The sequence below is a fragment of the Deltaproteobacteria bacterium GWC2_65_14 genome (genome assembly GCA_001797615.1).
Taxonomy (GTDB): Bacteria; Desulfobacterota; Deferrimicrobia; order Deferrimicrobiales; family Deferrimicrobiaceae; genus GWC2-65-14.
This window is the reverse complement of record MGPV01000065.1, coordinates 12655-35644: the sequence shown is the minus strand read 5'-3', so window position 1 is coordinate 35644 and position 22990 is coordinate 12655. Positions and strand designations below refer to the sequence as shown.

Sequence of the window (22990 nt, the reverse complement as noted above, 5' to 3'; positions counted from 1 at the left end):
GTGGCGCGCCTGGGAGGAATCGAACCTCCGCCACCGGCTCCGGAGGCCGGTGCTCTATCCCCTGAGCTACAGGCGCCCTTTCCAATGCAACCTCCCGCCGCCTCCGGAAGGAAACGTCTCGGCGATCCGCGGGTCGGAACGGACGACAATGTGGGGTGAGTGACGGGGATTGAACCCGCGGCCACCAGGGCCACAGCCTGGTGCTCTGCCAACTGAGCTACACTCACCATCCGCCAAACGGCGAGAGGAAATTATACAAACCCGGCGCCTCCCGGGTCAACGGTTATCGGTGCCGGTTATCGGTGCCGGTCGCATATCGGCGATCCCTTCGCCGCGTCGAAAATCGCTCCTCCCCTCCCGCGTCCGCTGGTATCATGACACTATCCTGGACGATGTGCACCGGGGCCTTTCGCGGCCCACATTAAAACCCTATCGGAGGTGTCCCCATGAAAGGAAATCCGAAGATCATCGAGGCGCTGAACAAGGTGCTGGAGTTGGAGATCGGCGCCATCCTGCAGTACCTGCACCACCACTGGACCGGCGACGGGATGGAGAGCGGCTCGATCCTTCCCCTCTTCGAGAAGACCTCGATGGACGAGATGAAGCATGCCGAGCGGGTCGCCGGGCGGATCAACTTCCTCGAGGGCGACCCTTCCGTGAAGCCGGCCCCCATCCGGAAGGGAGGCGATCTCAAGAAGATGATGCAGGACGACCTGCAGGGGGAGTACGAGGCGATCGAGTTCTACAAGTCGGTGATCCGGCTGGCCGGGGAGCTGGGAGACTCCACCACCCGGCTGATGATGGAGGAGATCACGGCCGAGGAGGAGGGGCACGCCGACCTGTGGGAGACGATCCTGCAGAAGACGGGGAAAAAACTTCCGTAGCGTTCCCGGGACCCCCTGTTCCTGTTCCGATCCCGGGGCGGGCGGCAGGAGGCGGGAGCCATTTCCCCGGGATATTGCTATAATCCAGTCACCGGGCGCGCCTGTAGCTCAGGTGGAGAGAGCAGCTGCCTTCTAAGCAGCGGGTCGGGAGTTCGAGTCTTCCCAGGCGCGCCAGTCTTTTCCCGTTGCCCGGCAGGAAGATCCAAATTCTCCAGAAAAACAATTGTCATTCTCTTTGTGTATGATTATCATACATCCATGAGGAGGCCCGTGTCCCCATCCATTCTTCCCCGCGTCGCCGCGGCGGCGGTCGAACGTGCGTTGTCCACCGCGCCCGTCGTCGTGCTGCTCGGCGCACGGCAGACAGGCAAGACCACCCTGGTCCGATCGATGCCCCAACTCTCCGGGCGGCCCTACCTGACGCTCGACGACTTCGACCTGCGGACCCAGGCCGCTGAGGATCCGGAGAGCGTGGTCCGGCGGGCGCCCTTCCTGGTTCTGGACGAGGTCCAGCGCACCCGGGACCTGCTGATCGCCGTCAAGCGCGCCGTGGACGATGATCCGGACCGGACTCCGGGGCGTTTCGTCCTCACCGGTTCCGCAAACCTGCTCATGCTGGAGCGGGTATCGGAGACCCTTGCCGGGCGCGCGGTGTACGTCACCCTCTGGCCCTTCACCCGGCGGGAACGGCTGGGACATGGGTGCACGGGCGCATGGAGCGGGCTCCTTTCCGCCCCGTTCGAACGCTGGCACGGCCTCCTGGACAGGGAATCCGGCCCGAAGGAGGATTGGCGCGATGCCGCCAGGGCGGGCGGGCTTCCGGTCCCTTCCCGCGACCTGCCCGACGACGAGGCCCGCGCTCTCTGGTTCTCCGGATATGTGCAGACCTACCTGGAACGCGACCTGCAGGCGCTTCGCGCGGTGGAGAACCTCGCGGATTTTCGCCGCCTCATGCGGGCCGCCTGCCTCAGGGTCGGCGCCCTTCTCAACCAGACCGAACTGGGGCGGGACGTGGGCATCGCGCAGCCCCAGGTGCACCGCTTCCTGAACCTGATGGAGGCGAGTTACCAGGCGATCCGCCTCCCGGCCTTCTCCGTGAACCGGACGCGCCGGCTGATCAAGGCGCCGAAGCTGTACTGGAGCGATACCGCTCTGGCACAGCATCTTGCCGGGGAGGCGGAACCGCGCGGGGCGCACCTGGAGAATCTTGTGCTCATGGATCTGCTGGCCTGGCGCGACGTGCAGCCGCGTCGTCCCGAGGTGCTGTACTGGCGCACCGCCACCGGCCTCGAGGTGGACTTCGTGATCGAGACGCCGCGACGGCTTCTTCCGGTCGAGGTCAAGGCGACAGGCCGGCTTGCCCCCTCCGACGCCAGGGGGCTGGAGGCATTCCTGGGCGAGTACCCCGATCTGGCCGACGGCGCCCTGCTGCTCCATGACGGGGCCGACACCTTCCCCCTGACCCGGCGCGTGCTCGCCGTTCCCTGGTGGAAGGTGTGCTGATCCACCGGCGGGAAACCCGGAAGAAGGGTCCATCGATGCGCCCGGCGACCATTCGGACACTCGCCTTTCTCACGGCCCTTCTCCTGCTCTCCTCCTGCCGTCCGATGGGGGAGGAAAGGAGCGTCACCGGCACCCTGGTCCGCCTGGACCTGGAGGAGCGCTCCCTGACCGTGGAGGACGGCATGGGGGTGCGCTGGAACTTTCTCGTGGACAAGGACGCGGGGATCGACCTGGCCGCCCTCCGGGAGGGATCGAAGGTCCGGGTGACGATCGCCCGGGGGACCCCTCCCAACATGATCTCGGCGGCGGACCGGATCCGGAAGGGGGACCGGGTCGAGCCGGTCCCGTATTAGGGAGCGGATGACGGGAGAGCCGGAACTCGACACGAAAGAACCAGGAACGGTAGACTGACGGCACAGGCGGTACCGTCGTCGGCTCGACCCATCCGCCGTCAACCACCGGAAGGGAGGGAGAAGGGATGGCCAGCGCGATCGTTCTGATCAACGCGGATCCGGGGAAGGACCGGAAAGTGGCCCAGGGGCTCAAGAAAGTCAAGGGAGTGGGCGGGGTGTCCCTCGTGAGCGGCCTCTACGACCTGGTCGCGACGGTCCGGGGGCCGAACGCCGAGGAGATCCTCAAGACCGTGTACGACCAGATCCGGCCGCTGTCCGGGGTCCGCAGCAGCCACACCATGTTCTGCCTCGAGTTGTAGGCGGCTCGCCCGGCCGCAAACGGGGTGGGCCGGGCAAAACGGCTCACCCCAGCTTCTCCATCACCGACCGGACCTTCCCCTCGATGGAGTGGGGACTGTCGCGGCGGTCGTCGATCTTGATCAGCGTGGAGACCCGCTGCGCCCCCTCGCCGAACGGGGACTCGTGCATCCGCCGCAGCACCGGGAGGATCGCGTCGAGGTCCCCCTCGATGATCGTCCCCATCGCCGTGAGCTGGTGTGTGAGGCCGCTCTCCCGGAGGATCCGCTCGACGCCGGCCACGTAGCGGGAAAGGCTGGTGGTCGCCGTCCCGAGGGGGGCGACGCTGACGAAGACGATGGCCATGGGTTCCCTCCCGATGATGATCCTGCGGTCGATCTTCCCGAAGGATCCTGCCGGATAGATTTTCGCACGATCCCGACCGGGCACGGAAGATGCGAAGTGGTTCCGCCCCCCGAAAAAGGGCTTGAAGCGGTCCTCGCCCCTTGGGAGAATGGGGACCTCCGGACCGCGGCGGTCGACGAGGCGCGACCCGCGGAAATCCCCCTTCGCGCCCGAGACGAGGAGATCCATGAGCCGAAAGATCATCTTCAACGCCGGACCCGCAGCCCTTCCCCTGCCCGCGCTGGAGCGCGCCCGCGACGAACTGCTCGACTTCGCCGGAAGCGGCATGTCGGTGATGGAGCACAGCCACCGCGGCAAGGAGTACGAGGCCGTGCACGACGAGGCGATCGCCCTCGTCCGGGAGCTCCTCGGAGTCCCCGCCGACTACGAGGTCCTGCTGCTCCAGGGGGGGGCGACGGCGCTGTTCGCCCTGGTCGCGATGAACCTCCTCGAGAAGGGAAAGACCGCCCAGTACCTGATCACCGGCGCCTGGGGCGAGAAGGCGCTCGGGGAGGGGAAGAGCGTCGCCGCGATGTTCGGTGCGGAGGTGGTGGTCCAGAACGTCGGGACCGGCGAAGGCAAGGAGAAGAGCTACACCCGCGTCCCGGCCCCTTCCGAGGTGAAGGTGAACGCCGGGTCCGCCTACCTGCACATCACCTCGAACGAGACGATCCACGGGGTGCAGTTCCACGTCGACCGCGCCCGCGCCTTCCCCGAGACCGGGGCGGTTCCGCTGGTCGCCGACATGTCGAGCGACTTCCTCTGGCGTCCCTTCGACATCACGAAGTTCGGGCTGGTCTACGCCGGCGCGCAGAAGAACCTCGGCCCCTCCGGGGTGGTCGTGACCGTGGTCTCGAAGGCGCTGCTGGAGCGGGGACGCAAGGATATCCCGAAGATCTTCCAGTTCCGCACCCACGCGGAGAACAAGTCGCTCTACAACACCCCCCCCACCTTCGGGATCTACATGGTCCGAAACGTCCTCTCCTGGGTCAAGTCGCAGGGGGGGCTCGCGGGGATGGAGGCGGCGAACCGGAAGAAGGCGGCGCGCCTCTACGGGGTCATCGACAAGAACCCGAAGTTCTTCCGCTCTCCGGTGGAGAAGGAGAGCCGCTCCGTGATGAACGTGGTCTTCCGGCTTCCGAGCGAGCCGCTCGAGGAGCAGTTCATCGCCGATACGAAAAAGAAGGGGATGGTCGGGCTCAAGGGGCACCGCTCCGTGGGCGGCATCCGGGTCTCGACCTACAACGCCATCTCCTACGAGTGGGTGGACGCCCTGTCGTCCTTCATGGAGGAGTTCGCCAAGGGGAAATAGCGATCCGGACCTGCTCGAGAGAGTCGGCGAAAAGATCGGCTTCCGCGAGTTCCCGCTCGCCGCAGCTCCCGGCGACCGCCAGCACCGAAAGCCCGGCCAGCTTCGCCGCCCGGACCCCCGCCGGGGTGTCCTCGATCGCCAGGCTCCTCTCCGGCGACGACATCGACGCCGGATGCAGACGCTTCAGCCCGGACCAGGCGAGCCGGTAGGATTCCGGGTCGGGCTTGCTCTTTTCCACGTCGTCCGCCGAGACGATGAGGGGAAAGCATCCGGAGATCCCGAGCATCGCGAGGATCGGGTCGATGTCGGAGCGCAGCGCCCCGCTGCTGATCGCCAGCGGGATACCGCGGGCGTGGATCGACCCGATCAGGGAGACCGCCCCGGGCAAGGGGCGCACTCCCTCCCGGATCACCCTCTGGAACACACGGGACTTGGCCCCCACAAGCTCCGCCAGCCTCCCGTCGTCCAGAGCCTTCCCGTGGACGCGGAACGCCTCCCGGAAGGCGTCGCGGTCGTCGAATCCCATGTAGCGGTCGACATACTCCTCCCAAGGAAAGGCGATCCCGGCGGGCGCGAGCACCTCCCGGAACGCCTTCCAGTGGAGAGGCTCCGAGTCGACGATGACGCCGTCGAAGTCGAAGACGACCGCCTCGGGCATGCCGCGAAAGGGGGTTTCGAGCGTCAGGATCGACAAAGAATCTCCCGGTTCGAGAAAATGTTCGAGAGACATCAGGATACACCACCCGGTCCCGTTCCTGGTATTTCCCGGCGGGCGGCATTGCCGATTGCATTCCCCCCGGGAGCGCCCCCATAATACGCATCAAACCGGATCCGCCGTTCGGCGCAAGGAGGACGTCATGCGAAGAGTCGCGCTGTTCCTGTCGGCCGTCGCCGCCCTCGGGATCTGCCTGGGAGGTTGCACCCGGCTCGAGAGCACCTACCTGAAGAAGGCGGGCGAAGCGGAAAGGCTTTCCGGGGAACTCGCGGCGCTGCAGCAGCGGCACCGCTCCCTGGAAGAGGAGAACCGGGCGCTCCAGGCGAATGTCGCGAAGCTCGAGGGAACGGTCCGCGGGCTCGGGGAGGAGCTTTCCGATACCCGTTCGGAGAGGGACCACCTGAGGGGGAACCTCGGTTTCGTCACCGGGGAGCGGGACCGGCTCGCCGCCGACAACCGGGAGCTGGACCGCACGCTCAAGGCGAAGGCCGATTCCCTGTCGCGGACGATCGTGGAGCTCCGCGGGAAGGTGGCCGACCTGGAACGGGAGAACGGATCGCTCCGGCAGGAGATCGCCGCCCTCAAGAAAGCCCAGGAAGAGAAGGTCGAGAAGGTCGGGAAAACCTACGAGGGTCTGATGTCGAAGATGCAGGAGGAGATCCGGCAGGGGCAGATGACGATCTCCGAGCTGAAGGGGAAGCTGACGCTGAACCTGGTGGACGCGATCCTGTTCGACACCGGCAAGGCGGAAGTGAAGCCCGGGGGGATCGCCGTGCTGCGGAAGATCGTCTCCGTCCTCCGGGACGAGCGGGAGAAGGCGATCCGGATCGAGGGGCACACCGACAACGTCCCGATCACGGGTACCCTCGTGAAGACCTACCCCACGAACTGGGAGCTCTCCGCCGCGCGGGCGATAAACGTGACCCGCTACCTGCAGGAGCAGGGGATCGACCCGGGGATCCTCTCCGCCGTGGCCTACGGGGAGCACAAGCCGGTGGCGGGCAATTCCACCCCCGAGGGAAAGGCGAGGAACCGGCGGATCGAGATCATCCTGGTCCCACGGGAACCCTGAGCCTTCGGCGACGTTACGGGTAGAGCCCCCGGAACCGCATCGCCTGCGCCACCCGCGAGATCCCGATCATCAGCGCCGCCATCCGGTGCGAGATCTTCCTCTCGTGCGCCAGCGCGAGCACCTCCCGGAACGCCTCGGTCATGATCCGCTTGAGCTGCCGGTTCACCTCGTCGATGTCCCAGAAGAACTTCTGCGTGTCCTGGACCCACTCGAAGTAGGAGGCGGTCACACCGCCCGCGTTCCCCAGGACATCGGGGATCAGGAACACCTTGTTCCGGGCCAGGATCTCGTCCGCCTCCAGGGTGGTCGGACCGTTCGCCCCCTCGGCCAGGATGCGGCAGCGGATCCGGGGGGCGTTCTCCTTCGTGATCTGCCCCGCCGTGGCGCAGGGAGCCAGGATGTCGCAGGGGATCTCCAGGAGCTCCTGGTTGGACACCGGGGTCACCCCCGGGAACTCCGCCACCTTTCCCCCCTTCCCGACGTGCCGGACCAGGTCGTCGACCGGCAGCCCGCCCGGATCGTGCGCTCCCCCGTAGATGTCGCTCACCGCGACCACCTTCACCCCATGCTGATGAAACTCCTGCGCCGCCACCGACCCCACGTTCCCGAACCCCTGGACCACGGCGGTGAGCTTCTCCGGGGAGAGCCCGAGCCGTTCGACGGCCGCGAGGACGAGGTTCACCAGCCCCCGCCCCGTCGCCTCCCGCCGCCCCACCGACCCCCCGACGACGAGCGGCTTCCCCGTGACCACGCCGGGCACGGAGTAGCCCATCTGCATCGAGTAGGTGTCCATCATCCAGGACATCGTCTGCTCGTCCGTGAACATGTCCGGCGCCGGGATGTCCTTCTCCGGCCCGATCAGCATGACGATCTCGGAGGTGAAGCGACGGGTCAGCGCCTGCAGCTCCCGGCGGGACATCTCGAGCGGGTTGCAGCAGACCCCGCCCTTGGCCCCCCCGAAGGGGATGTTCATCAGCCCGGACTTCCAGGTCATCCACATGGCCAGGGCGGTGGTCTCCTCCAGGGAGACGGTGGGGCTGTACCGGATCCCCCCCTTCCCCGGCCCCATCGTGATGTTGTGGTGGACCCGGTACCCGGTGTAGGGGACGACATCCCCGTTGTCCATCCGGACCGGCACGGTGACGATGAGCGCCCGCTTCGGGTACCGGAGGCGGTTGGCCAGGTTCGGGTCCAGGTTCAAAAGCTTCGCGGCCCGGTCCAGCTGCTCCACCGCCTCGCCGAGCATGCTGTGCCCTTCCTCGGTCTCGCCCCAGGATGGAAACGGCATCGTGTCCCTCCTCTTCTCCGGTCCGGTGTCGATGGATTCCGCCGGCTCTTTCCACGGCCTGAAAACCAGTATATTGCACGGACTTTTCGAGAAGATCCACGAATGTCTCGGGAGCCCGGAAACGGGCGGATTGGAGTATCCTGTGTGACGTCATGACGAGAACCGATTTTACCCGGCAGCGGTCGGCCGCGGGGGGGCGGACCTCCGGGATCCTGCGCACCCGCGCGAGGATCCTGGACGGAATCCGGGCGTTTTTCCGGACGCGGGGATTCTGCGAGGTCGATCCCCCCATCGCGCTGCGCTACCCGAATATCGACCCGAACATCTTCCCGGTGCAGGTGCAGGATCCCGCCGGGCGCGGAAAGACCCTCTATCTCCACACCTCCCCCGAGCTGTCGATGAAGAAGCTGCTCGCCGCCGGCTCGGGAAACATCTTCTACCTGGGGAAGGTCTTCCGGGACCGGGAGGGGTCGCCGCTCCACTCCCCGGAGTTCACGATGCTCGAATGGTACCGGGTGGAGGAGCCGGCGGAGGCGGTGATGCGGGACGTCGAGGAGCTCTGCCGGGAGCTGGCCGGGGAATTCGCCGGGGCGGACACGATCCGCCGCAAGGGATCCGCGGTAGCGCTTCCCGCGCGGTGGCCGAGGTGGGAGATCTCCGAGGCCTTCCGGGAGCTGCTCGGCGTCGCGCCGCTCGACCGGGAGGCGCTGTTCGCGGCGCTGTCCCGCAAGGGGCTGCGCCCGGCGACGGACGAATCCTGGGAGGATCTCTTCTTCCGCGCCTGCCTGGAGGTGGTCGAGCCGGCGGCCGCGGACAAAGGGGCCCTGTTCCTGACCGGATATCCGGCCGCGCTCGCCGCCATGGCGAAGCGGCGGACGGGGGGGGACGGCCTGGCCGAGCGGTTCGAGGGGTTCGTGGCCGGGGTCGAGCTGGTGAACGGCTACGAGGAGCTGACCGATCCCGAAGAGCAGGAGGAGCGTCTCCGGGAGCTTGCGGCGCGGCACGAGGCGCGGACGGGACAACCCTTGCCGATCGACCCGGAGTTCCTCGACGCCCTGCGGGCGGGGCTTCCCCCCTGCTCCGGCGCGGCGCTCGGCGTCGACCGGCTGATCATGCTCCTGGCGGGGGCGGAATCGATCGCGGACGTGATGCTCCCGTGAACCACGGCCCCCTGCTCCTCTTCCTCCTCTCCTTCGGCCACATGTGCACGGACATCGTGCAGGGGGCCCTGCCGGCGCTGCTGCCGTATCTCAAGGACCGCTTCTCCCTCTCCTACGCCGTCACCGGGTCGATTCTGCTGGCGGCCCACCTCACCTCGTCGGGAATCCAGCCGCTGTTCGGCTACCTGACCGACCGGAAGCCGTTCCCGGTCCTCCTGCCGCTGGGGTGCCTGGTCTCCGGGGTCGGCGTCGCCCTGATCCCCTTTTCCCCCACCTTTGCCTGGCTCGTCGCCTTCGTGGTGTTCACGGGGCTGGGCACGGCCGCCTTCCACCCGGAGGGGTTCAAGGCCACCGCCTGCATCGCCTCGGTGAAGCGGGCGACCGGGATGTCGCTCTTCTCGGTGGGGGGAAACCTGGGGTTCGCGATCGGCGCCCCCGCCGCCATCTTCCTCGTCTCCCGGTACGGACTCCCGGGGGCCTCCGCGCTCATCGTCCCCGCCGCGGTAGCGGCCGCCCTGTTCGTCCCGGCGCTGCCGCACATCCGGCAACGGATCGGGGAAGCGGCGGGCAGGCCGCTCCCCGCCTCCGGGAACGGGACCGACCGGCCGCTCCTCGCCGTCTCCCTGATCGTCCTGATCGTCGTCTTCCGCTCCTGGACGCAGCTGGGGCTGGCCACCTTCATCCCCTTCCTCTACCGGGAGGAGCTGGTCCGCAACCCGGAATTCGTGGCGACCCTGCTCTTCCTGTTCCTGGGCGCGGGAACCGTCGGCACGCTGGCGGGAGGTCCGCTCGCGGACCGGATCGGGCACCGCCGGATGCTCTTCTTCTCCCTGGCCCTCCAGATCCCGCTCATCCACCTGTTCCTCGTCTCCTCCGGAACGGCGGTCTTCCTCCTGGCCGCCGCGGTGGGGGCGACGATCGTGTCGACCTTCTCCGTGACCATCGTCATGGCCCAGGAGCTGTTCCCCCGGAGGATGGCGACCGCGTCCGGGACGATCGCGGGATTCGCGATCGGAACGGGGGGGATCGGCGTCACGCTGCTCGGGGCGTTCGCCGACCGGTACGGGGTTCCCGCCGCCGCCCACATGATCAACCTTCTCCCCGCCGCCGGCGCCCTCCTCGCCCTCTTTCTCCCGATCCCCTGGACCTCCGGGCGTGGGGATGCGACGTGAGCCGGCACGCGGGGGGTATCCGTACGGGGCCGGCTGGCCTACAATAGCGGTCGAACGCCACGCGGGAAACAAGGAGAACCGGCATGGCAGAGGAAACGAAGGAACCCGGCCCCCCCGCCCGGCCGAACCACGCGCGCCGGAAAAAAGCGCTCCTGCTGTTCCTTCTGGTGTCGGTGGCGACGATCGGGGCGGGCGGCTTCTACTGGTTGTACCGGCAGACCCATATCTCGACCGACGACGCCTACATCGAGGGGAGGATCCACCCGGTCGCGGCCCGGATCCAGGGGACGGTGACGGAGGTCCTGGTCGAGGACAACCAGCCGGTCAGGAAAGGGGACCTGCTCCTGCGGGTCGACCCGGAGCCGTACGCCGTGCGGGTGGCCGCCGCCTCCTCCGGCCTGTCGGCCGCGAAGGCGGACCGGGTCGCGGCCCGCTCCGACATCGCCGCGGCGAAGGCGGACATCGAGGCGGCCCGGCAGGAGATCGCCGCCGCGACGGCGCAGCTCGAGCAGGCGAGGGCGGCGCTCTCGGCGGCCCGCTCGAAGGTCTCCCTCGCGGAAGTCTCCCTCGCCCAGGCCGACCGGGACGCCGCGCGGGCGAAGAGCCTCTTCGAGCGCCACTCCCTGAGCCGGGAGCGGTTCGAGAAGATCACCACCGAGCAGGAAGCGGCAAAGGCCCGCCTGGACCTGGCCCGGGACGAACTGCGGCTCGCCGGGGCGGCGGGGGCGACCCAGGAGGCGCACCTCTCCGGGAAGGAGGCCTTTCTCCGGCAGCGGCAGGCGATCCTCGCGCAGCGGGAGGCCCGGGTCGGGCAGCATGAGGCGCTCGTCCGCCAGCGGGAGTCGGGGCTCGCCGAGACGGAGCTGCTGCGCGGGTACGCCGACGTCGTCGCCCCGGCGGACGGCCGGGTCACCCGGAAGAGCGTGGAGGTCGGCCAGGTCGTCTCCCCGGGGCAGGCGCTGCTCGCCGTGACCGGCCTCTCCGACCTCTGGGTGGTGGCGAACTACAAGGAGACCCAGATCGAGAAGATCCGCCCCGGCCAGGAGGTCCGCATCCGCGTGGACACCTTCCCGGGCCGGAAGTTCCGCGGGAAGGTCGACAGCATCATGGCGGGCACCGGGTCCGCCTTCGCCCTCTTCCCGCCGGAGAACGCCACGGGAAACTACGTCAAGGTGGTGCAGCGGGTCCCCGTGAAGATCCTCCTGGAGCGGGGGGAGGACCCGGAGCAGACCTTGAGGATCGGGATGTCGGTGGTCCCCACGGTGCTCGTCCGGTAATCCCATGAAGGAGGGGAACCGGCTCGGCAACGCGGTCGGCGCGATGCACGGGAGCAAGTGGATCGTCGCCGTCACCGTGATGCTCCCCACGCTGATCGAGATCATCGACATCAGCGTGGCGAACGTCTCCCTCGACCATATCCGGGGCTCGCTCTCCGGGGGGATCGACGAGGCGGCCTGGGTCCTGACCTCCTACCTCGTCTCGAACGCGATCGTCATCCCGATGACCGGATGGCTCGCCCGCACCTTCGGCCGGAAGCGGTACCTCACCTTCTCCATCCTCCTTTTCACGGCGGCCTCCTTCCTCTGTGGCTCCTCGACGAGCCTGGGGATGCTCGTCTTCTTCCGCGTCCTCCAGGGGATCGGGGGCGGGGCGCTCCAGCCGCTCTCCCAGGCGATTCTCCTGGAGACCTTCCCGCCGCGGGAGCACGGGATCGCCATGGCGATCTTCGGGGTCGGCGTGATGTTCGGGCCGATCGCCGGCCCCCTGATGGGGGGCTACATCACCGACACCCTCTCCTGGCGCTGGATCTTCTACGTGAACATCCCGATCGGCCTCCTCGCCGTGTTCATGGTCTCGATGTTCATCCACGACCCCCCCTACCTGAAGCGCGCGGAGAAGCTGCGGGTGGACACCTGGGGGATCGCCCTGCTGACCGTCGGGATCGGCGCGCTCCAGATCGTGCTGGACAAGGGGCAGCGGGAGGACTGGTTCTCCTCCGACTTCATCCTCGTGATGAGCGGGATCGCGGTCCTGTCGCTCCTGGCGTTCGTGATCGTCGAGCTCTACGTCGCCGAGCACCCGATCGTGGACCTGCGGGCCTTCCGGAACGTCTCCTTCACCTCGGGGAACGTGATCATGTTCGTGGCCTTCTTCAACCTGCTGGGGTCCATCGTGCTCCTTCCCCTCTACGCGCAGATCCTTCTCGGGTACACCGCGACGCTCGCGGGTCTGGTCCTCTCCCCCGGAGGAGTCGCCACCCTGCTCACGATGCCGGTCGTCGGGAAGCTGATCGAGAAACAAAACCCCAAATACCTCCTCGCCCTGGGGGTGATGGTCTGCGCCTTCTCCACCCGGCAGATGGCCGGCTTCAGCCTGGGGGCCGACTTTTCCTCCCTCATGCTCCCCCGGATCTACCTGGGGATCGGGATGGGCTTCCTCTTCATCCCCCTGACCACCCTCACCCTCTCCTCCATCCCGAAGCCGCAGATGGGGAACGCCACCTCGATCTACAACCTGTTGAGAAACCTCGGGGGTTCCTTCGGGGTCGCCTTCTCGACCACCATGTTCGCGAGACGCGCCCAGGTCCACCAGAGCCACCTCACGGAGCAGCTGACCGGGTACGACCAGGCGTTCCGCTCGGCCATCGACCTCGGCCGGTCGGTCCTGCCGGGGAGGGGGGTTCCCGAGGGCGCCGCCGAGGGGCTCACGATGAAGATGATTTACGCCCAGACCGTCCGGCAGGCGACCGCCATGGGGTTCAACGACGCCTTCTGGATCCTGTCGGTCCTGATGGCCTGCGTCCTCCCGCTGCTGCTCCTGATGCGCCGCCCGGACCACCAGAACGGGAGTCCCCCCTCCGGACACTGAAAGATCGGCGAAGAAGAATACGCTTCCCTTCATGGTTGCGATATACTAGGGGCGTCGCCGGAGCGTCGTCCACCCACCTTTCCACGCAACCCGTTTCCCCGTGCTGGTCGCCCTGAACCATACGCCACGTCCCTGGGAAAGGAGGAGCGACATGGCCATCCCCGGCAGGCTCGCGAAGCACCTGAACGACCGGAAGATTCCCTACAAGACCTCCTCCCACCCGGAGGCCTTCACCGCCCTGCAGAGCGCCCAGGCAGCCCACGTGCCCGGGGCGATATTCGCCAAGACCGTGCTGGTGAATGCCGACGGCAAGATCTGGATGGTGGTTCTGCCCGCGACGGAGCGGGTCGACATGCCGCGCCTCAGGAAATGCCTGGAGGCGAAGAAGACCCGCCTGGCCAGCGAGGCCGAGTTCGCCCCGCTCTTCTCCGACTGCGACATCGGAGCGATGCCGATCTTCGGGTCGCTCTACGGGATCCCGGTCGTCGTGTGTGAAGAGCTGACGGGGAACGCGGAGATCGCCTTCACCGCAGGGACTCACCGGAACGTCGTACGGATCCGGGTGAGCGATTTCGTGCAGACGGAGGCGCCCCGGATCTACGAACAGAAAACGGCGCTGGCGGGAGCCTCGTAGCGATTCCGGGGGGACGCGGCCGCAACGCCGTGTCCCCTTCCCTCACTCGGCCGTGGGGGGACCTTCCTTCCCGAGGTTCGCCGGGGCGGAGCCCGAGTGCATCCCCCGGGAAACCGGGAGCGCCGTCGACTGCCCCCGCGCCAGAACCCTGCCATCCCCCGCCGTGACGGTAAGCTCACAAACCATCGACTGCCGCCCCTTGTGGAAGATCCGCGACTCGCCGATCACCTCTTCGCCCGGCTTGGCCGCCCGAAAGACGTTCAGGCTCCACTGGACCCCTACGGCGTCGGTCACTGCGTTCACCGAAATCGCAAAGGCGGCGTCCGCGGCAGCGAACAGCAGCACACCGTGCCCGATCCCGTGGGCGTTGAGGAACCGCTCCTCCACCCGGACCGAGACCTTCGCATAGCCATCTCCCGTCTCCAGCAGCCTCATCCCGAAATCCTGGATCAGCCGGTCCCCCCGCCAGATCTCCTCGATCCGCCCCATGTTCGCCCCTCCTCACCCCTCCCGGTAGGATCTTGCTAATCCGACATAGTTTTCCGCCGTCTTCCGGATCCCGTCGACCGACCCCGGTCCCAGGTCCCGGACGACCTTCCCCGGCACCCCGAGCACCAGGGAGTGCGGGGGGACGACCGTCCCGGGGGAGACCACCGCGCCCGCCCCGATCACGCTCCCCCGGCCGACGACCGCCCCGTCGAGAACGATCGCTCCGATCCCGATCAGGTAGAGGTCCCCGATCGTGCAGCCGTGGGCCACCGCACGATGCCCGAGGGTCACGAAATCGCCCACCGTGAGCGGATGCTCCGTCGTCACGTGGAGGACGCAGTGGTCCTGCACGTTCGTGCTCCGCCCGATCCGGATCCGGTGGATGTCGCCCCGGATCACGGTGTGGAACCAGACGCTCGAGTCCTCCCCGATCTCCACATCCCCGATCACCTTCGCGCCGTCCGCCACGTAGACGCTGCCGTGGCATGCCGGACGGACACCGCCGTGCGGGATCAACATGGAGAGCCTCCCCGGTGTTTCCCCAAGGATACCCGAATTTCGGGAACAAGGAAAAACCGGCGCGACCGCCTGAATCCCGGAAAGGAAAACCGCATCGAAATGCCCTATTTTTTCGGGATCGCCCTCGTCATGAACTTCTGATCTCCGCCGCATGGAGAAAGGAGAACCGTCCATGCTGAAGGAATTCAAGGATTTCGCGATGCGCGGAAACGTGGTCGACATGGCCGTCGGGATCATCATCGGGGCCGCCTTCGGGGGGATCGTGAAGTCGCTGGTTTCCGACGTGCTCATGCCCCCCATCTTCTTCCTGGTCCGGGGGATCAACCGGCTGAAGCGGCAGGAGGCGGCCCCTCCCGCGGAGCCGACGACGAAGGAATGCCCGCTGTGCCTTTCGACCGTCCCGATCCAGGCGGTTCGCTGCGCCCACTGTACGGGGGAGATGAAAGCCGCCTGACGGAACGGATCGACTCGAGTCCGACGGGCCGGGGCCCTCCGCCCCCGGCCCATCCGCATTCCCGATAATGCCCGCCGGTCTTGTGCCGCCGCACGAAGAGTGAGTTATTGGGATTTTCTGTCCGGCTTCGAGGAGAGCGGAACGTCCGCGGGCAGTTCCCCCGCCGACGGGGCGACGGAGGGCGAAGGGGAGCGGAAGAGGAAGGGGGCCTAAGACCTAAGACCCGGGGGGCTTTCCGCCCGGGTCCGGACGCCTCACCCCTCCCCGCCGGAGACCAGCGTCTTCAGCCGCTTGATCTTTCCTTCCGGGGCGGCCTCCTCCGCCTTCTGCTTCATGCAGGAGAGGCCGTCGAAGAGCGACCCTTCCGACATCACCAGCTTCGCCGTCCGGACCTCCCCGAACATCCGGGCCTTGCTCCGAAGCTCCACGATCTCGGAGGAGTCCACGTTTCCCTCGACCCGCCCTCCGACCATCATCCCGCGGGAGCGGACGTTTCCCTTGACCGTTCCGGTCTCGCCGACGACCACGAAGTCGGCGATGATGTCTCCCTCGACGGTCCCGTCGACCCGCACCGTCCCCGTGATGGACAGCTCTCCCCGGATGGTGGATTCCGTTCCGATGATCGTCTCCATCTTTTTCTCTTTCTTCCCGAACATGATCACCTCCCAGCGAGGTAGGTTTTCGGATTTTGATGGCGTCCGTTCTCCCAGATCTCGTAGTGGACGTGGGGGCCGGTGGACATCCCGGTCGACCCCGAGACCGCGATCGCCTCGCCCCTCCGGACCCGGTCGCCCACCTTCACGAGATTCTTCTGGTTGTGCGCGTAGGCGGTGCTGAAGCCGTATCCGTGCTCCATGACGACCACGTGGCCGCTGTTCGCCGTCCACCCGGAGAAGCTCACGATCCCGTCCGCCGTGGACTTCACCTCCGACCCCCTCGGCGTGGAGATGTCCACGCCGGTGTGGAGCTGCCGCTCCCCCGTCTTCGGGTGCACCCGGTATCCGTACCCGGAGCTGACATGGCCGGTGGCCGGCCACCCCGTCGGGGTCGCGAGGTAGAGGTTCTTCTGCTCGAAGACATACTTCCGGATGTCGGTGACCGATTTCATCGCCTCGGAGATCTGGGCCTTGAGCATCTCCATGTCCAGCGACCCGGAGTCGACGAAGTCGGCCTCCTCGAGAACTTCGGTCTTCGACTTCAGGGCGAACAGCTTCTTGAACTCCCCTTCCGCGACCTTCAGGGAGTGCATCGTGGACTTCATCTCGAGGAACTGGGAGGTGACGAAGGAGAGCTTCTCCTCCATCCGGTAATACTCGACCGTGCGGACCGAGACGGTGAACACATACGCGGTCCCGACGATGAACATGAGGACCGAAAAGGCGATCCCGGCGAACGGCACGCGGATCCGGAACGGATGGGTGCCCGAGTGGGGAACCAGCATGATGGTGACCGGGGTCAGCACCCGTTTCAGGATCGGGCGGATCTTTTCCATCCTGGCCTCCTTTCCCCTACTACTCCTTCGTCCAGGGCGGCCGGAAAGTTTAGACACCTCTTCCACAGGGAAGAGCAGCAAATACCGTTCCGGATTGGAAATACCAGTAAGGGATTGGAATACAAGATTAAATGACTGTTTCCGCCTCCCAGGCGGTTACAATTTTCGTACAATCCGGGGGAAACCGACAATTTTCCGCCGGGCCGATCTTCCTCCTCCTGCGCGCCGCGCAACTGTGAAGGGGGGGGGGAACCCGTCGGTTCCGCTTGCTCCACGCCCTTTTTCGAGGCGGATCGATCCGGATTATGCAGGGACGAGGGACTGCGCCCTCTTCCTTCGCAGCACCTCGACCAGGAGAAGGGAGAGCGCCGCCAGGGCGATAAAGACCACGAACCCGGTCGCGTAGCCCGCGGTCCCCCGGATCTGCACGATGCTCCCCATGACCGGCGGGATGGCGAACCCCCCGAAGGCGCCCAAGCCCCCCACCCACCCGGCGGCGCCGCCCACCGCCTCGGGGACCTCCTGGGCGACCAGCTTGAACACGGCGGCGTTGGCCACCCCCATCCCGGCCCCCATGAGAACCTCGGCGAGGACCGAGAGACCGAAGTTTCCCGAAAGGGTCATCAGGAGCGCGCCGGAAAGCATGGTGACCAGCGCCAGGATCCCCGTGTTCTCACCCCCCAGGCGGTCCGAGAGAACCCCGCCCCCCACGCGGACGAGGGAGGTAAGTATCGCGAAGGCTCCGGCGAGCGCCCCCGCGACGACGGGAGTGACCGAATAGAAGGAGGACCAGTAGACCGGCAGCCATGCCGTCAGGGCGATGAACCCGCCGAAGGTCGTGAAGTAGACCGCCACGAGGGCCCACGTTTTCCAGATCCTCGCGGAGAGCAGGAGACTTTCAAGAAGGTTCCCGGCCGGGAAGATCTCCTGGCCGCACGATGCCGAGGCCGCCTTCGCCTCCTGCGCAGGGATTCCTTTCGAGATCATCTGGAAGTACCATGCGTTCCTGCCTATGACAGCATACAGGACGGTTCCCGCGACGAGGAAGGCCAGCCACGCCAGGTAGGACCCGGAAAGCCCCCAGGAACCGAGGGCGAAGGGAAGCAGGAGCGTGAAGATCCCGGGGGCGAGGTTCCCGATCCCGGCATAGGTGCCCAGCGCGGTCCCGTGCCGGGACTTCGGGAACCAGTAGGCCACCTGGCTGATCCCGACGGAAAAGGTGGCGATCCCGCACCCGCAGAGGACCCCCAGGAAGAGGATCAGCGGGTAGAACGAGCGGGGCATCCGGTCCGGGTAATAGAAGTACAGAGTGAGAAACAGACCGGCCATGCCGGCAATGGAAAGAAGGAGAAGGACCAGAAACGGCTTCCTTCCCCCCGTGGTGTCGACCCAGGCGGAAAAGGGGATCCGAAGCAGGGAGCCCGAAAGGGAGGGGGCAGCCACGAGGAACCCCACCTCGATGGGGGCAAGAGTCAGGATTCCCTTGAGGCTCTTCGCGGTCGGTCCGAAGAGAGAGACGGCGGCGAATCCGATGAAGAACCCGAGGGTGGCGCCGGCGAGCCCCTGCGAGGGCGTTCCGATCGCCGCGAGGCCCGCGCGCGTTTCCGTCCTCATTTGAGGGTGAGGCACCGTGCGGGTCAACTCGGCTTCTCACACCCTTTGCGAGTGTAGTACCACCAGTTGATCGCCGTGGCGAAGATGTAGTACACCCCGATCCCGACGAAGAAGGGAACGGGAGAGCCGAAGCGTGTGATCACGGTTCCGATCAGCGTGGCAAAGAGGAACGGACCGTACGCGGCAACCGCCGCGGTCCACCCGATCACTCCCGCTCCCTGACGGGGAGAATGCGAGAAGATGATCGGAAACTGGCGGAACGTGGAGGCGTTGCCGACGCCGGTGAGCAGGAAGATCAGCAGCATCAGGGCAACGAAGTAGGGGAACTGGGAGAGCGAGGTCGGGTTCAACAGCCCGGTGAACGCCATCACCCCCACGCAGAGGATCAGGCCGATCCCGGAAAGGTGCGTCAGAATTCCGCCGCCGACCTTGTCGGATATCGGCCCCGAGCCGACGCGCGCGAGCGATCCGACGAGAGGTCCGAGGAAGGCATACGTCAGCGGATCGGGCGCTCCGGGAAAATTTCCGTACAGGGTCTTGATGAGGAGCGGGAACGCCGCCGAAAACCCGGAGAACGAGCCGAAGGTCATCACGTAGGTGACTGTGCAGAACCACGTGTGCTTGTTGCTGAAGATATCGAGTTGCTCCCGGAAGGATGCCATCACCGGAACACTGCGCAGCGATAACCATCCCCAGACGCCGAGGAGAAGCAGCGGCGGCACATACCACAGCGCGGCATTCTGCAGCCAGACCTGTGAGGTCGCTCCGCCTTTGACGAGCGTCTGCGATGTCCCGATGACGGCAAAGCCGATGATCCAGGGGGATGCGAACTGCGCCAGGCTCACGCCGAAGTTGCCGACGCCGGCCTGGATGCCGAGCGCAGTTCCCTGCAGGCGCTTGGGGAAGAACACGCTGGTGCTCGGCATGTACGAGGAGAAATCGCCGCCGCCGAACCCCGCAAGCAACCCCAGCAGCAGGAAGACCCAGAAGGGCGTTTCGGGAGTCATGACGGCGATGCCGATCCCGACGCACGGGAGCAGCTTGAGCAGCGTGGAAATGCTGAGGACATGCCGGGTCCCGAAGATCGGAATGAGGAATGCATGGATGATCCGCAGCGAGCCGCCGGCCAGCCCCGGCATCGCCGCGAGCCAGAAGAGCTGCATCGTGTCGAACCGGAACCCGACCTGGGGCAGGCGCACGACGATGGCGCTCATCATGAACCATGTCGCGAACGAGAGGACCAGGGAGATCGTCGTGATGGTGAGCGTTCGCCAGGCGATGCGCTTCCCTTCCGATTCCCAGAACCGCTCGTCCTCCGGTTCCCAGCGTTCCAGCCATGTGATGCCCGAGCGTCCTTCCCCCCTCATTTCCCGTCCTCCGCGGGATGCGGGCCCCTGCGGTTCCAGAAGAAGAGCAGGTAGGGGCGCCAGGCGTAGGACACGGGGATCGTGAAGAGGTGCATCACCCGGGTGAACGGGAGGAGGGCCACCAGGACGAAGGCGTTGACCATGTGGAACTTCACGATCGCAGGAAGCATGGCGATGTAGGCGGTCTCCGGGCGCAGGCGGAAAAGGGAACCCAGCCAGGGCACCGCCGTGTGCAGGTACCAGGCCGATCCCCACCGGTATTTCCAGGCGATGTAGACCCCGGAAGCCACCTGCAGGAGGAGGACCAGGAGAAGGATCCAGTCCATGGCCGTCGTAATCGCCAGGAGGCGCGGGCGAAGCAGCCGCCTCGCCAGAAGCAGAGCGCAGCCGAACAGCGCGAGCAGGCCCAGGGAGAGCCCCGTCGCCTCGACGAGGAACAGGCGGGCGGGCGTGCCGATCAGGAAGCCCCATGCCCCGGGGAACAGGGCGGCCAGGATGTGTGCGAGAAGGATGATCAGGATCCCGTAATGCCAGGAGACGGATCCCCAGAACAGCCACCGGTTCTCGAGGAACTGGGTGGAGTTGCTGGTGAAGGAAAACCGGTCGGAGAAGTACCGGTACACCCCGGCGCCGACGGCCAACAGGACCGCCGCGTAGGGAAACGCCCCGAAGAGAAATTCCGTCATGGCTTTCCGACCTCCGTTGCCGGTTGTTCCCGCGGCGCTTCCGCCGCATCTCCGGGGTGCCCCGGGAGAAGGACCATCCGCAGGGCGCGCAGGACATCCCCGTACGGGTTCCCGGAATCGCCGAACGTCTCGATCATCTTTTCCAGCGCGGGAGCGAGACCGTCTTCCACCAGGATCCTCGCCTCCTCGTCGTCGGCCGGTCCCGCGAGGAACCGGAGCAGGACCGTGAGGTGGTCCGGCAGCTCCCGCCCCGCGCTGAACCCCCGGGAGGAGTAGAGCGCATTCAATCCCGAAAGAAAGACCCGCCGCTTGTACCCCTCCCCGAAGAGGTGAACCCCGACGTAGGGAGCACAGGTCGCCTGCAGATCGAACGTCGAGGTGAAGAGCTCCTCCGCGCGGGCCCGGGGGGTCTCCGCCAGGAAGGCGCTCACTCCCCCGAGGAGCGAGGCCGCCTCCGGGTGGACGCCGGAAAGGGCGGACGCTCCCTCCGCCGCAAGCTCGGCTCCCCCGCCGCGGGGGTATTCGAGCAGGCCCGCGAAGATATCGAGTGCGCCCTTGTCCAGACCGGAGAGCGTCATCGTCCTTTCCCCCCCTTCCCCCTCCGGAGAAAGCCGGTCCCGGTCTCCCCTTTCGCCGCATAGGGGTCTTCGAACGATTCGATCGCGCTCTCCCGGGCGGCCGGAGGGATGACGAACCGGTCCTCGTACGCGGGGAGGGAGGTGAGCCGGTAGATCTCCTCCGCTTCGCGGGAGGAGATCCCCGCCAGGGCAAGCACCCGCTCCGCCTCGCCGGGGACTTCCTCGCCCACCGTCTTGGCCTTCCTGTGGATCCTCACCGCCATGATGCGCGCAAGGACTTCGGTCACGACGGTCTCGTTTCCTGCGGACAGAAGGGACGCCAGGTACCGGACGGGGACGCGGGCGCTTTCCAGGGAGCTGAAGAAATCCTCCGCGAGCCGATGCCTTCCGTTCTCCAGGAACGCCACGACCGGGAGAAGGGGAGGAACGTAGAAGAGCATCGGGGCCGTCCGGAACTCCGGGTGCAGGGGAAGGGCGATCCGGAATTCCTTCACGAACCGGTACACGGGAGATTTCCGGGCAGCGTCGATCATGGCATCGGGAACGCCGCTGCGTCGCGCCGACGCGACGACCGTTCCCTCCCAGGGGTCGAGAATGGCGTCCCGCTGGGCCTCCACGAGGCGTTCCGCGGGGGCCTTCGCCGCCTCCACGATCCGGTCCGCGTCGTACAGGAGGACCCCCTGGTACCGGATCCGGCCGACGCAGGAGTGGAAGCAGGCGGGGGACTGTCCGGTCTCCACCCGGGGGTAGCAGAGGATGCACTTTTCCGATTTTCCGCTTTCCCAGTTGTAGTAGACCTTCTTGTAGGGGCAGCCGGAGACGCACATCCTCCACGCGCGGCACTTCTCCTGGCTCACGAGGACGATCCCGTCTTCTCCCCGCTTGTAGATCGCGCCGGAGGGGCAGGAGGCGACGCAGGCGGGGTTCAGGCAGTGGTTGCAGATCCTGGGGAGGTAGAAGCAGAAGATCCTCTCCAGCGCGAACATCCGGCTGCGCTCCTCCTCGGTGAGGTTCGCAAGGGAGGGGTCCCCCGCGGCATAGATGTTCGATCCACCCAGGTCGTCGTCCCAGTTGGGGCCCGCCTCGATCTCGATCGGCTTCCCGGTGATCTGCGAGATCGGGCGCGCCGTGGGCTGATCGTCCCCCGGGGGGGCGCCGAACAGGTCGCCATACCGGTAGGTCCATGGCTCGTAGTAGTCGTCCAGGGTGGGGAGGTACGGGTTGAAGAAGAGGTTGGCGAAGGATCCCAGCCTCCCCTGAAGGAGCAGCTCCAGCTTCTCTCCCCTCTTCTCCCACCCGCCCCGGTACTTCTCCTGGTCCTCCCAGAGCGTCGGGAAGCCGGTGCCCGGCCGGGATTCGACGTTGTTCCACCACATGTACTCGGCGCCGCGCCGATCCGTCCACACGTTCTTGCAGGCGACGCTGCACGTGTGGCATCCGATGCACTTGTCCAGGTGGAACACCATCGAGAGCTGCGCGCGTACGTCCATGTCCTTCCCCTCACCAGGCCGGGGCGCCCGGGAGCTTCCTCACGTAGACGAAGGTGTCCCGGTTGACCCCCGTGGGGCCCCAGTAGTTGAAGCCGTAGGTGAACTGCGCATATCCCCCCATCATGAGGACGGGCTTGAGCCGGGTCCGCGTGAGGCTGTTGTGCCCTCCCGCCCTCCGGTTTCCCCGCAACGGGGAGCGGGGGACGGAGATGGTGCGCTCGGGAGAGTGATAGAGCATGCACATCTTCCGGGGGAGCCTCGCGCTCACCACGGCGCGGGTGACCACCACGCCGTGGTCGTTGTACAACTCGACCCAGTCGTTGTCCGCGATTCCCGCATCGGCCGCGTCCCGGTCGTTCATCCAGAGCGGCTCGATCCCCCGCGAGAGGGTGAGCATCCGCAGGTTGTCGAAGAAGGTGGAGTGGATGTGCCACTTGCCGTGGGGGGTCAGGTAGTTGAGAAGGATGGCATTCCCCTCGGGACGGCTCCGGGAGATGTCGCCCATGGAACGCGGGTCGGGGATCGGCTTGTACGTGGGCAGCTGTTCCCCGAAGGCGATGTAGCCCTCGTGGTCCAGGTACAGGTGCTGGCGGCCGGTC

General features: G+C 66.7%; 24 protein-coding genes, 3 tRNA genes and 1 pseudogene (1 of these 28 cut by a window edge). 13 read left to right on the top strand and 15 right to left on the bottom strand.

The genetic code is table 11. The features are described from left to right. Position 1: 1 nt before the first annotated feature. Both A2X88_06795 and A2X88_06790 read right to left on the bottom strand, forming a co-directional pair. A tRNA-Arg gene (locus A2X88_06795) sits at positions 2 to 76 on the bottom strand. Between the two features lie 75 nt (positions 77 to 151). Further along, positions 152 to 227, bottom strand: a tRNA-His gene (locus A2X88_06790). 219 nt (positions 228 to 446) lie between these two features. Between A2X88_06790 and A2X88_06785 the strand changes: the two genes are divergently transcribed. The 5 genes from A2X88_06785 to A2X88_06765 all read left to right on the top strand — a co-directional run bounded on the left by A2X88_06785 (position 447) and on the right by A2X88_06765 (position 3099). Continuing rightward, the gene (locus tag A2X88_06785; GenBank protein OGP32910.1) at positions 447 to 884 is read left to right on the top strand and encodes a hypothetical protein; all 438 of its coding nucleotides are present in this window, start codon (positions 447 to 449) and stop codon (positions 882 to 884) included. A gap of 97 nt (positions 885 to 981) precedes the next feature. Continuing rightward, positions 982 to 1058, top strand: a tRNA-Arg gene (locus tag A2X88_06780). A gap of 84 nt (positions 1059 to 1142) precedes the next feature. Further along, a complete protein-coding gene (locus A2X88_06775) occupies positions 1143 to 2387 on the top strand; it encodes an ATPase (protein ID OGP32909.1) in 1245 nt (414 codons plus the stop codon). Then, on the top strand, positions 2381 to 2740 hold the full coding sequence (locus A2X88_06770; GenBank protein OGP32908.1) for a hypothetical protein: 360 nt from the start codon (positions 2381 to 2383) through the stop codon (positions 2738 to 2740). Before A2X88_06775 ends, A2X88_06770 begins: the two co-directional genes overlap by 7 nt. Positions 2741 to 2865: 125 nt before the next feature. Beyond that, the gene (locus A2X88_06765) at positions 2866 to 3099 is read left to right on the top strand and encodes a hypothetical protein (protein OGP32907.1); all 234 of its coding nucleotides are present in this window, start codon (positions 2866 to 2868) and stop codon (positions 3097 to 3099) included. A 43-nt stretch (positions 3100 to 3142) separates the two neighbouring features. Here A2X88_06765 and A2X88_06760 read toward each other — a convergent pair whose 3' ends face one another. Next, on the bottom strand, positions 3143 to 3442 hold the full coding sequence (locus tag A2X88_06760; protein ID OGP32917.1) for a hypothetical protein: 300 nt from the start codon (positions 3440 to 3442) through the stop codon (positions 3143 to 3145). 226 nt (positions 3443 to 3668) lie between these two features. On the opposite strand from A2X88_06760, the gene A2X88_06755 reads away from it, so the two are divergent. Further along, complete coding sequence (locus tag A2X88_06755) at positions 3669 to 4793, top strand: phosphoserine transaminase (GenBank protein OGP32906.1); 1125 nt, start codon at positions 3669 to 3671, stop codon at positions 4791 to 4793. Here the strand turns inward: A2X88_06755 and A2X88_06750 are convergent. After that, positions 4765 to 5451, bottom strand: a complete 687-nt coding sequence (locus A2X88_06750; GenBank protein OGP32916.1) for an HAD family hydrolase — start codon at positions 5449 to 5451, stop codon at positions 4765 to 4767. The two genes, A2X88_06755 and A2X88_06750, sit on opposite strands and share 29 nt — an antisense overlap. Before the next feature lie 199 nt (positions 5452 to 5650). Here A2X88_06750 and A2X88_06745 point away from each other — a divergent pair, with 199 nt between their 5' ends. Further along, on the top strand, positions 5651 to 6580 hold the full coding sequence (locus A2X88_06745) for a chemotaxis protein MotB (protein ID OGP32905.1): 930 nt from the start codon (positions 5651 to 5653) through the stop codon (positions 6578 to 6580). 13 nt (positions 6581 to 6593) lie between these two features. Here the strand turns inward: A2X88_06745 and A2X88_06740 are convergent, their stop codons facing one another. Further along, entirely contained in the window at positions 6594 to 7826 is a 1233-nt protein-coding gene (locus A2X88_06740; GenBank protein OGP32915.1) for a glutamate dehydrogenase, read from the bottom strand. Between the two features lie 251 nt (positions 7827 to 8077). Here A2X88_06740 and A2X88_06735 point away from each other — a divergent pair, with 251 nt between their 5' ends. The 5 genes from A2X88_06735 (at position 8078) to A2X88_06715 (ending at position 13702) form a co-directional block, all read left to right on the top strand. Next, entirely contained in the window at positions 8078 to 9028 is a 951-nt protein-coding gene (locus tag A2X88_06735) for an EF-P lysine aminoacylase GenX (protein OGP32914.1), read from the top strand. Positions 9029 to 9069: 41 nt separating this feature from the next. Then, on the top strand, positions 9070 to 10200 hold the full coding sequence (locus A2X88_06730) for a hypothetical protein (protein OGP32913.1): 1131 nt from the start codon (positions 9070 to 9072) through the stop codon (positions 10198 to 10200). Positions 10201 to 10283: 83 nt separating this feature from the next. Further along, the gene (locus A2X88_06725) at positions 10284 to 11477 is read left to right on the top strand and encodes a hypothetical protein (protein ID OGP32904.1); all 1194 of its coding nucleotides are present in this window, start codon (positions 10284 to 10286) and stop codon (positions 11475 to 11477) included. 43 nt (positions 11478 to 11520) lie between these two features. After that, positions 11521 to 13068, top strand: a complete 1548-nt coding sequence (locus tag A2X88_06720) for an EmrB/QacA family drug resistance transporter (GenBank protein ID OGP32912.1) — start codon at positions 11521 to 11523, stop codon at positions 13066 to 13068. 157 nt (positions 13069 to 13225) lie between these two features. Further along, positions 13226 to 13702 (top strand): hypothetical protein, encoded by a 477-nt coding sequence (locus A2X88_06715; protein ID OGP32911.1) that lies wholly within the window; start codon positions 13226 to 13228, stop codon positions 13700 to 13702. Between the two features lie 42 nt (positions 13703 to 13744). Here the strand turns inward: A2X88_06715 and A2X88_06710 are convergent, their stop codons facing one another. Together A2X88_06710 and A2X88_06705 are read right to left on the bottom strand one after the other, a co-directional pair. After that, positions 13745 to 14191, bottom strand: coding sequence for a hypothetical protein (locus A2X88_06710; GenBank protein OGP32903.1), 447 nt, complete (start codon positions 14189 to 14191; stop codon positions 13745 to 13747). A 12-nt stretch (positions 14192 to 14203) separates the two neighbouring features. Beyond that, a complete protein-coding gene (locus tag A2X88_06705) occupies positions 14204 to 14710 on the bottom strand; it encodes a gamma carbonic anhydrase family protein (protein ID OGP32902.1) in 507 nt (168 codons plus the stop codon). Between the two features lie 172 nt (positions 14711 to 14882). Here A2X88_06705 and A2X88_06700 point away from each other — a divergent pair, with 172 nt between their 5' ends. Next, positions 14883 to 15164, top strand: a complete 282-nt coding sequence (locus tag A2X88_06700) for a hypothetical protein (protein OGP32901.1) — start codon at positions 14883 to 14885, stop codon at positions 15162 to 15164. A gap of 254 nt (positions 15165 to 15418) precedes the next feature. Here the strand turns inward: A2X88_06700 and A2X88_06695 are convergent, their stop codons facing one another. From A2X88_06695 to A2X88_06660, 8 genes and pseudogenes are all read right to left on the bottom strand, one after another. After that, entirely contained in the window at positions 15419 to 15820 is a 402-nt protein-coding gene (locus A2X88_06695) for a hypothetical protein (GenBank protein ID OGP32900.1), read from the bottom strand. Positions 15821 to 15822: 2 nt separating this feature from the next. After that, on the bottom strand, positions 15823 to 16656 hold the full coding sequence (locus tag A2X88_06690) for a hypothetical protein (GenBank protein OGP32899.1): 834 nt from the start codon (positions 16654 to 16656) through the stop codon (positions 15823 to 15825). Between the two features lie 303 nt (positions 16657 to 16959). Next, positions 16960 to 18270 (bottom strand): MFS transporter, encoded by a 1311-nt coding sequence (locus A2X88_06685; protein OGP32898.1) that lies wholly within the window; start codon positions 18268 to 18270, stop codon positions 16960 to 16962. 23 nt (positions 18271 to 18293) lie between these two features. Beyond that, complete coding sequence (locus tag A2X88_06680) at positions 18294 to 19637, bottom strand: MFS transporter (protein OGP32897.1); 1344 nt, start codon at positions 19635 to 19637, stop codon at positions 18294 to 18296. Further along, entirely contained in the window at positions 19634 to 20323 is a 690-nt protein-coding gene (locus tag A2X88_06675) for a respiratory nitrate reductase subunit gamma (GenBank protein ID OGP32896.1), read from the bottom strand. Before A2X88_06675 ends, A2X88_06680 begins: the two co-directional genes overlap by 4 nt. Continuing rightward, positions 20320 to 20901, bottom strand: a complete 582-nt coding sequence (locus A2X88_06670; GenBank protein OGP32895.1) for a hypothetical protein — start codon at positions 20899 to 20901, stop codon at positions 20320 to 20322. Before A2X88_06670 ends, A2X88_06675 begins: the two co-directional genes overlap by 4 nt. Next, the gene (locus A2X88_06665; GenBank protein ID OGP32894.1) at positions 20898 to 22391 is read right to left on the bottom strand and encodes a nitrate reductase subunit beta; all 1494 of its coding nucleotides are present in this window, start codon (positions 22389 to 22391) and stop codon (positions 20898 to 20900) included. Before A2X88_06665 ends, A2X88_06670 begins: the two co-directional genes overlap by 4 nt. 10 nt (positions 22392 to 22401) lie before the next feature. Then, positions 22402 to 22990: pseudogene (locus tag A2X88_06660) on the bottom strand (nitrate reductase subunit alpha) (it continues 3065 nt past the right edge of the window).

Excerpts from the sequence above, each read along its gene's own strand:
- A2X88_06785 (OGP32910.1), top strand. The coding sequence starts at position 447 with ATGAAAGGAAATCCGAAGATCATCGAGGCGCTGAACAAGGTGCTGGAG.
- A2X88_06775 (OGP32909.1), top strand. The coding sequence starts at position 1,143 with ATGAGGAGGCCCGTGTCCCCATCCATTCTTCCCCGCGTCGCCGCGGCG.
- A2X88_06765 (OGP32907.1), top strand. The coding sequence starts at position 2,866 with ATGGCCAGCGCGATCGTTCTGATCAACGCGGATCCGGGGAAGGACCGG.
- A2X88_06760 (OGP32917.1), bottom strand. The coding sequence starts at position 3,442 with ATGGCCATCGTCTTCGTCAGCGTCGCCCCCCTCGGGACGGCGACCACC.
- A2X88_06755 (OGP32906.1), top strand. The coding sequence starts at position 3,669 with ATGAGCCGAAAGATCATCTTCAACGCCGGACCCGCAGCCCTTCCCCTG.
- A2X88_06750 (OGP32916.1), bottom strand. The coding sequence starts at position 5,451 with ATGCCCGAGGCGGTCGTCTTCGACTTCGACGGCGTCATCGTCGACTCG.
- A2X88_06745 (OGP32905.1), top strand. The coding sequence starts at position 5,651 with ATGCGAAGAGTCGCGCTGTTCCTGTCGGCCGTCGCCGCCCTCGGGATC.
- A2X88_06740 (OGP32915.1), bottom strand. The coding sequence starts at position 7,826 with ATGCTCGGCGAGGCGGTGGAGCAGCTGGACCGGGCCGCGAAGCTTTTG.
- A2X88_06730 (OGP32913.1), top strand. The coding sequence starts at position 9,070 with ATGTGCACGGACATCGTGCAGGGGGCCCTGCCGGCGCTGCTGCCGTAT.
- A2X88_06725 (OGP32904.1), top strand. The coding sequence starts at position 10,284 with ATGGCAGAGGAAACGAAGGAACCCGGCCCCCCCGCCCGGCCGAACCAC.
- A2X88_06720 (OGP32912.1), top strand. The coding sequence starts at position 11,521 with ATGCACGGGAGCAAGTGGATCGTCGCCGTCACCGTGATGCTCCCCACG.
- A2X88_06710 (OGP32903.1), bottom strand. The coding sequence starts at position 14,191 with ATGGGGCGGATCGAGGAGATCTGGCGGGGGGACCGGCTGATCCAGGAT.
- A2X88_06705 (OGP32902.1), bottom strand. The coding sequence starts at position 14,710 with ATGTTGATCCCGCACGGCGGTGTCCGTCCGGCATGCCACGGCAGCGTC.
- A2X88_06700 (OGP32901.1), top strand. The coding sequence starts at position 14,883 with ATGCTGAAGGAATTCAAGGATTTCGCGATGCGCGGAAACGTGGTCGAC.
- A2X88_06695 (OGP32900.1), bottom strand. The coding sequence starts at position 15,820 with ATGTTCGGGAAGAAAGAGAAAAAGATGGAGACGATCATCGGAACGGAA.
- A2X88_06690 (OGP32899.1), bottom strand. The coding sequence starts at position 16,656 with ATGGAAAAGATCCGCCCGATCCTGAAACGGGTGCTGACCCCGGTCACC.
- A2X88_06685 (OGP32898.1), bottom strand. The coding sequence starts at position 18,270 with ATGAGGACGGAAACGCGCGCGGGCCTCGCGGCGATCGGAACGCCCTCG.
- A2X88_06680 (OGP32897.1), bottom strand. The coding sequence starts at position 19,637 with ATGAGGGGGGAAGGACGCTCGGGCATCACATGGCTGGAACGCTGGGAA.
- A2X88_06675 (OGP32896.1), bottom strand. The coding sequence starts at position 20,323 with ATGACGGAATTTCTCTTCGGGGCGTTTCCCTACGCGGCGGTCCTGTTG.
- A2X88_06670 (OGP32895.1), bottom strand. The coding sequence starts at position 20,901 with ATGACGCTCTCCGGTCTGGACAAGGGCGCACTCGATATCTTCGCGGGC.
- A2X88_06665 (OGP32894.1), bottom strand. The coding sequence starts at position 22,391 with ATGGACGTACGCGCGCAGCTCTCGATGGTGTTCCACCTGGACAAGTGC.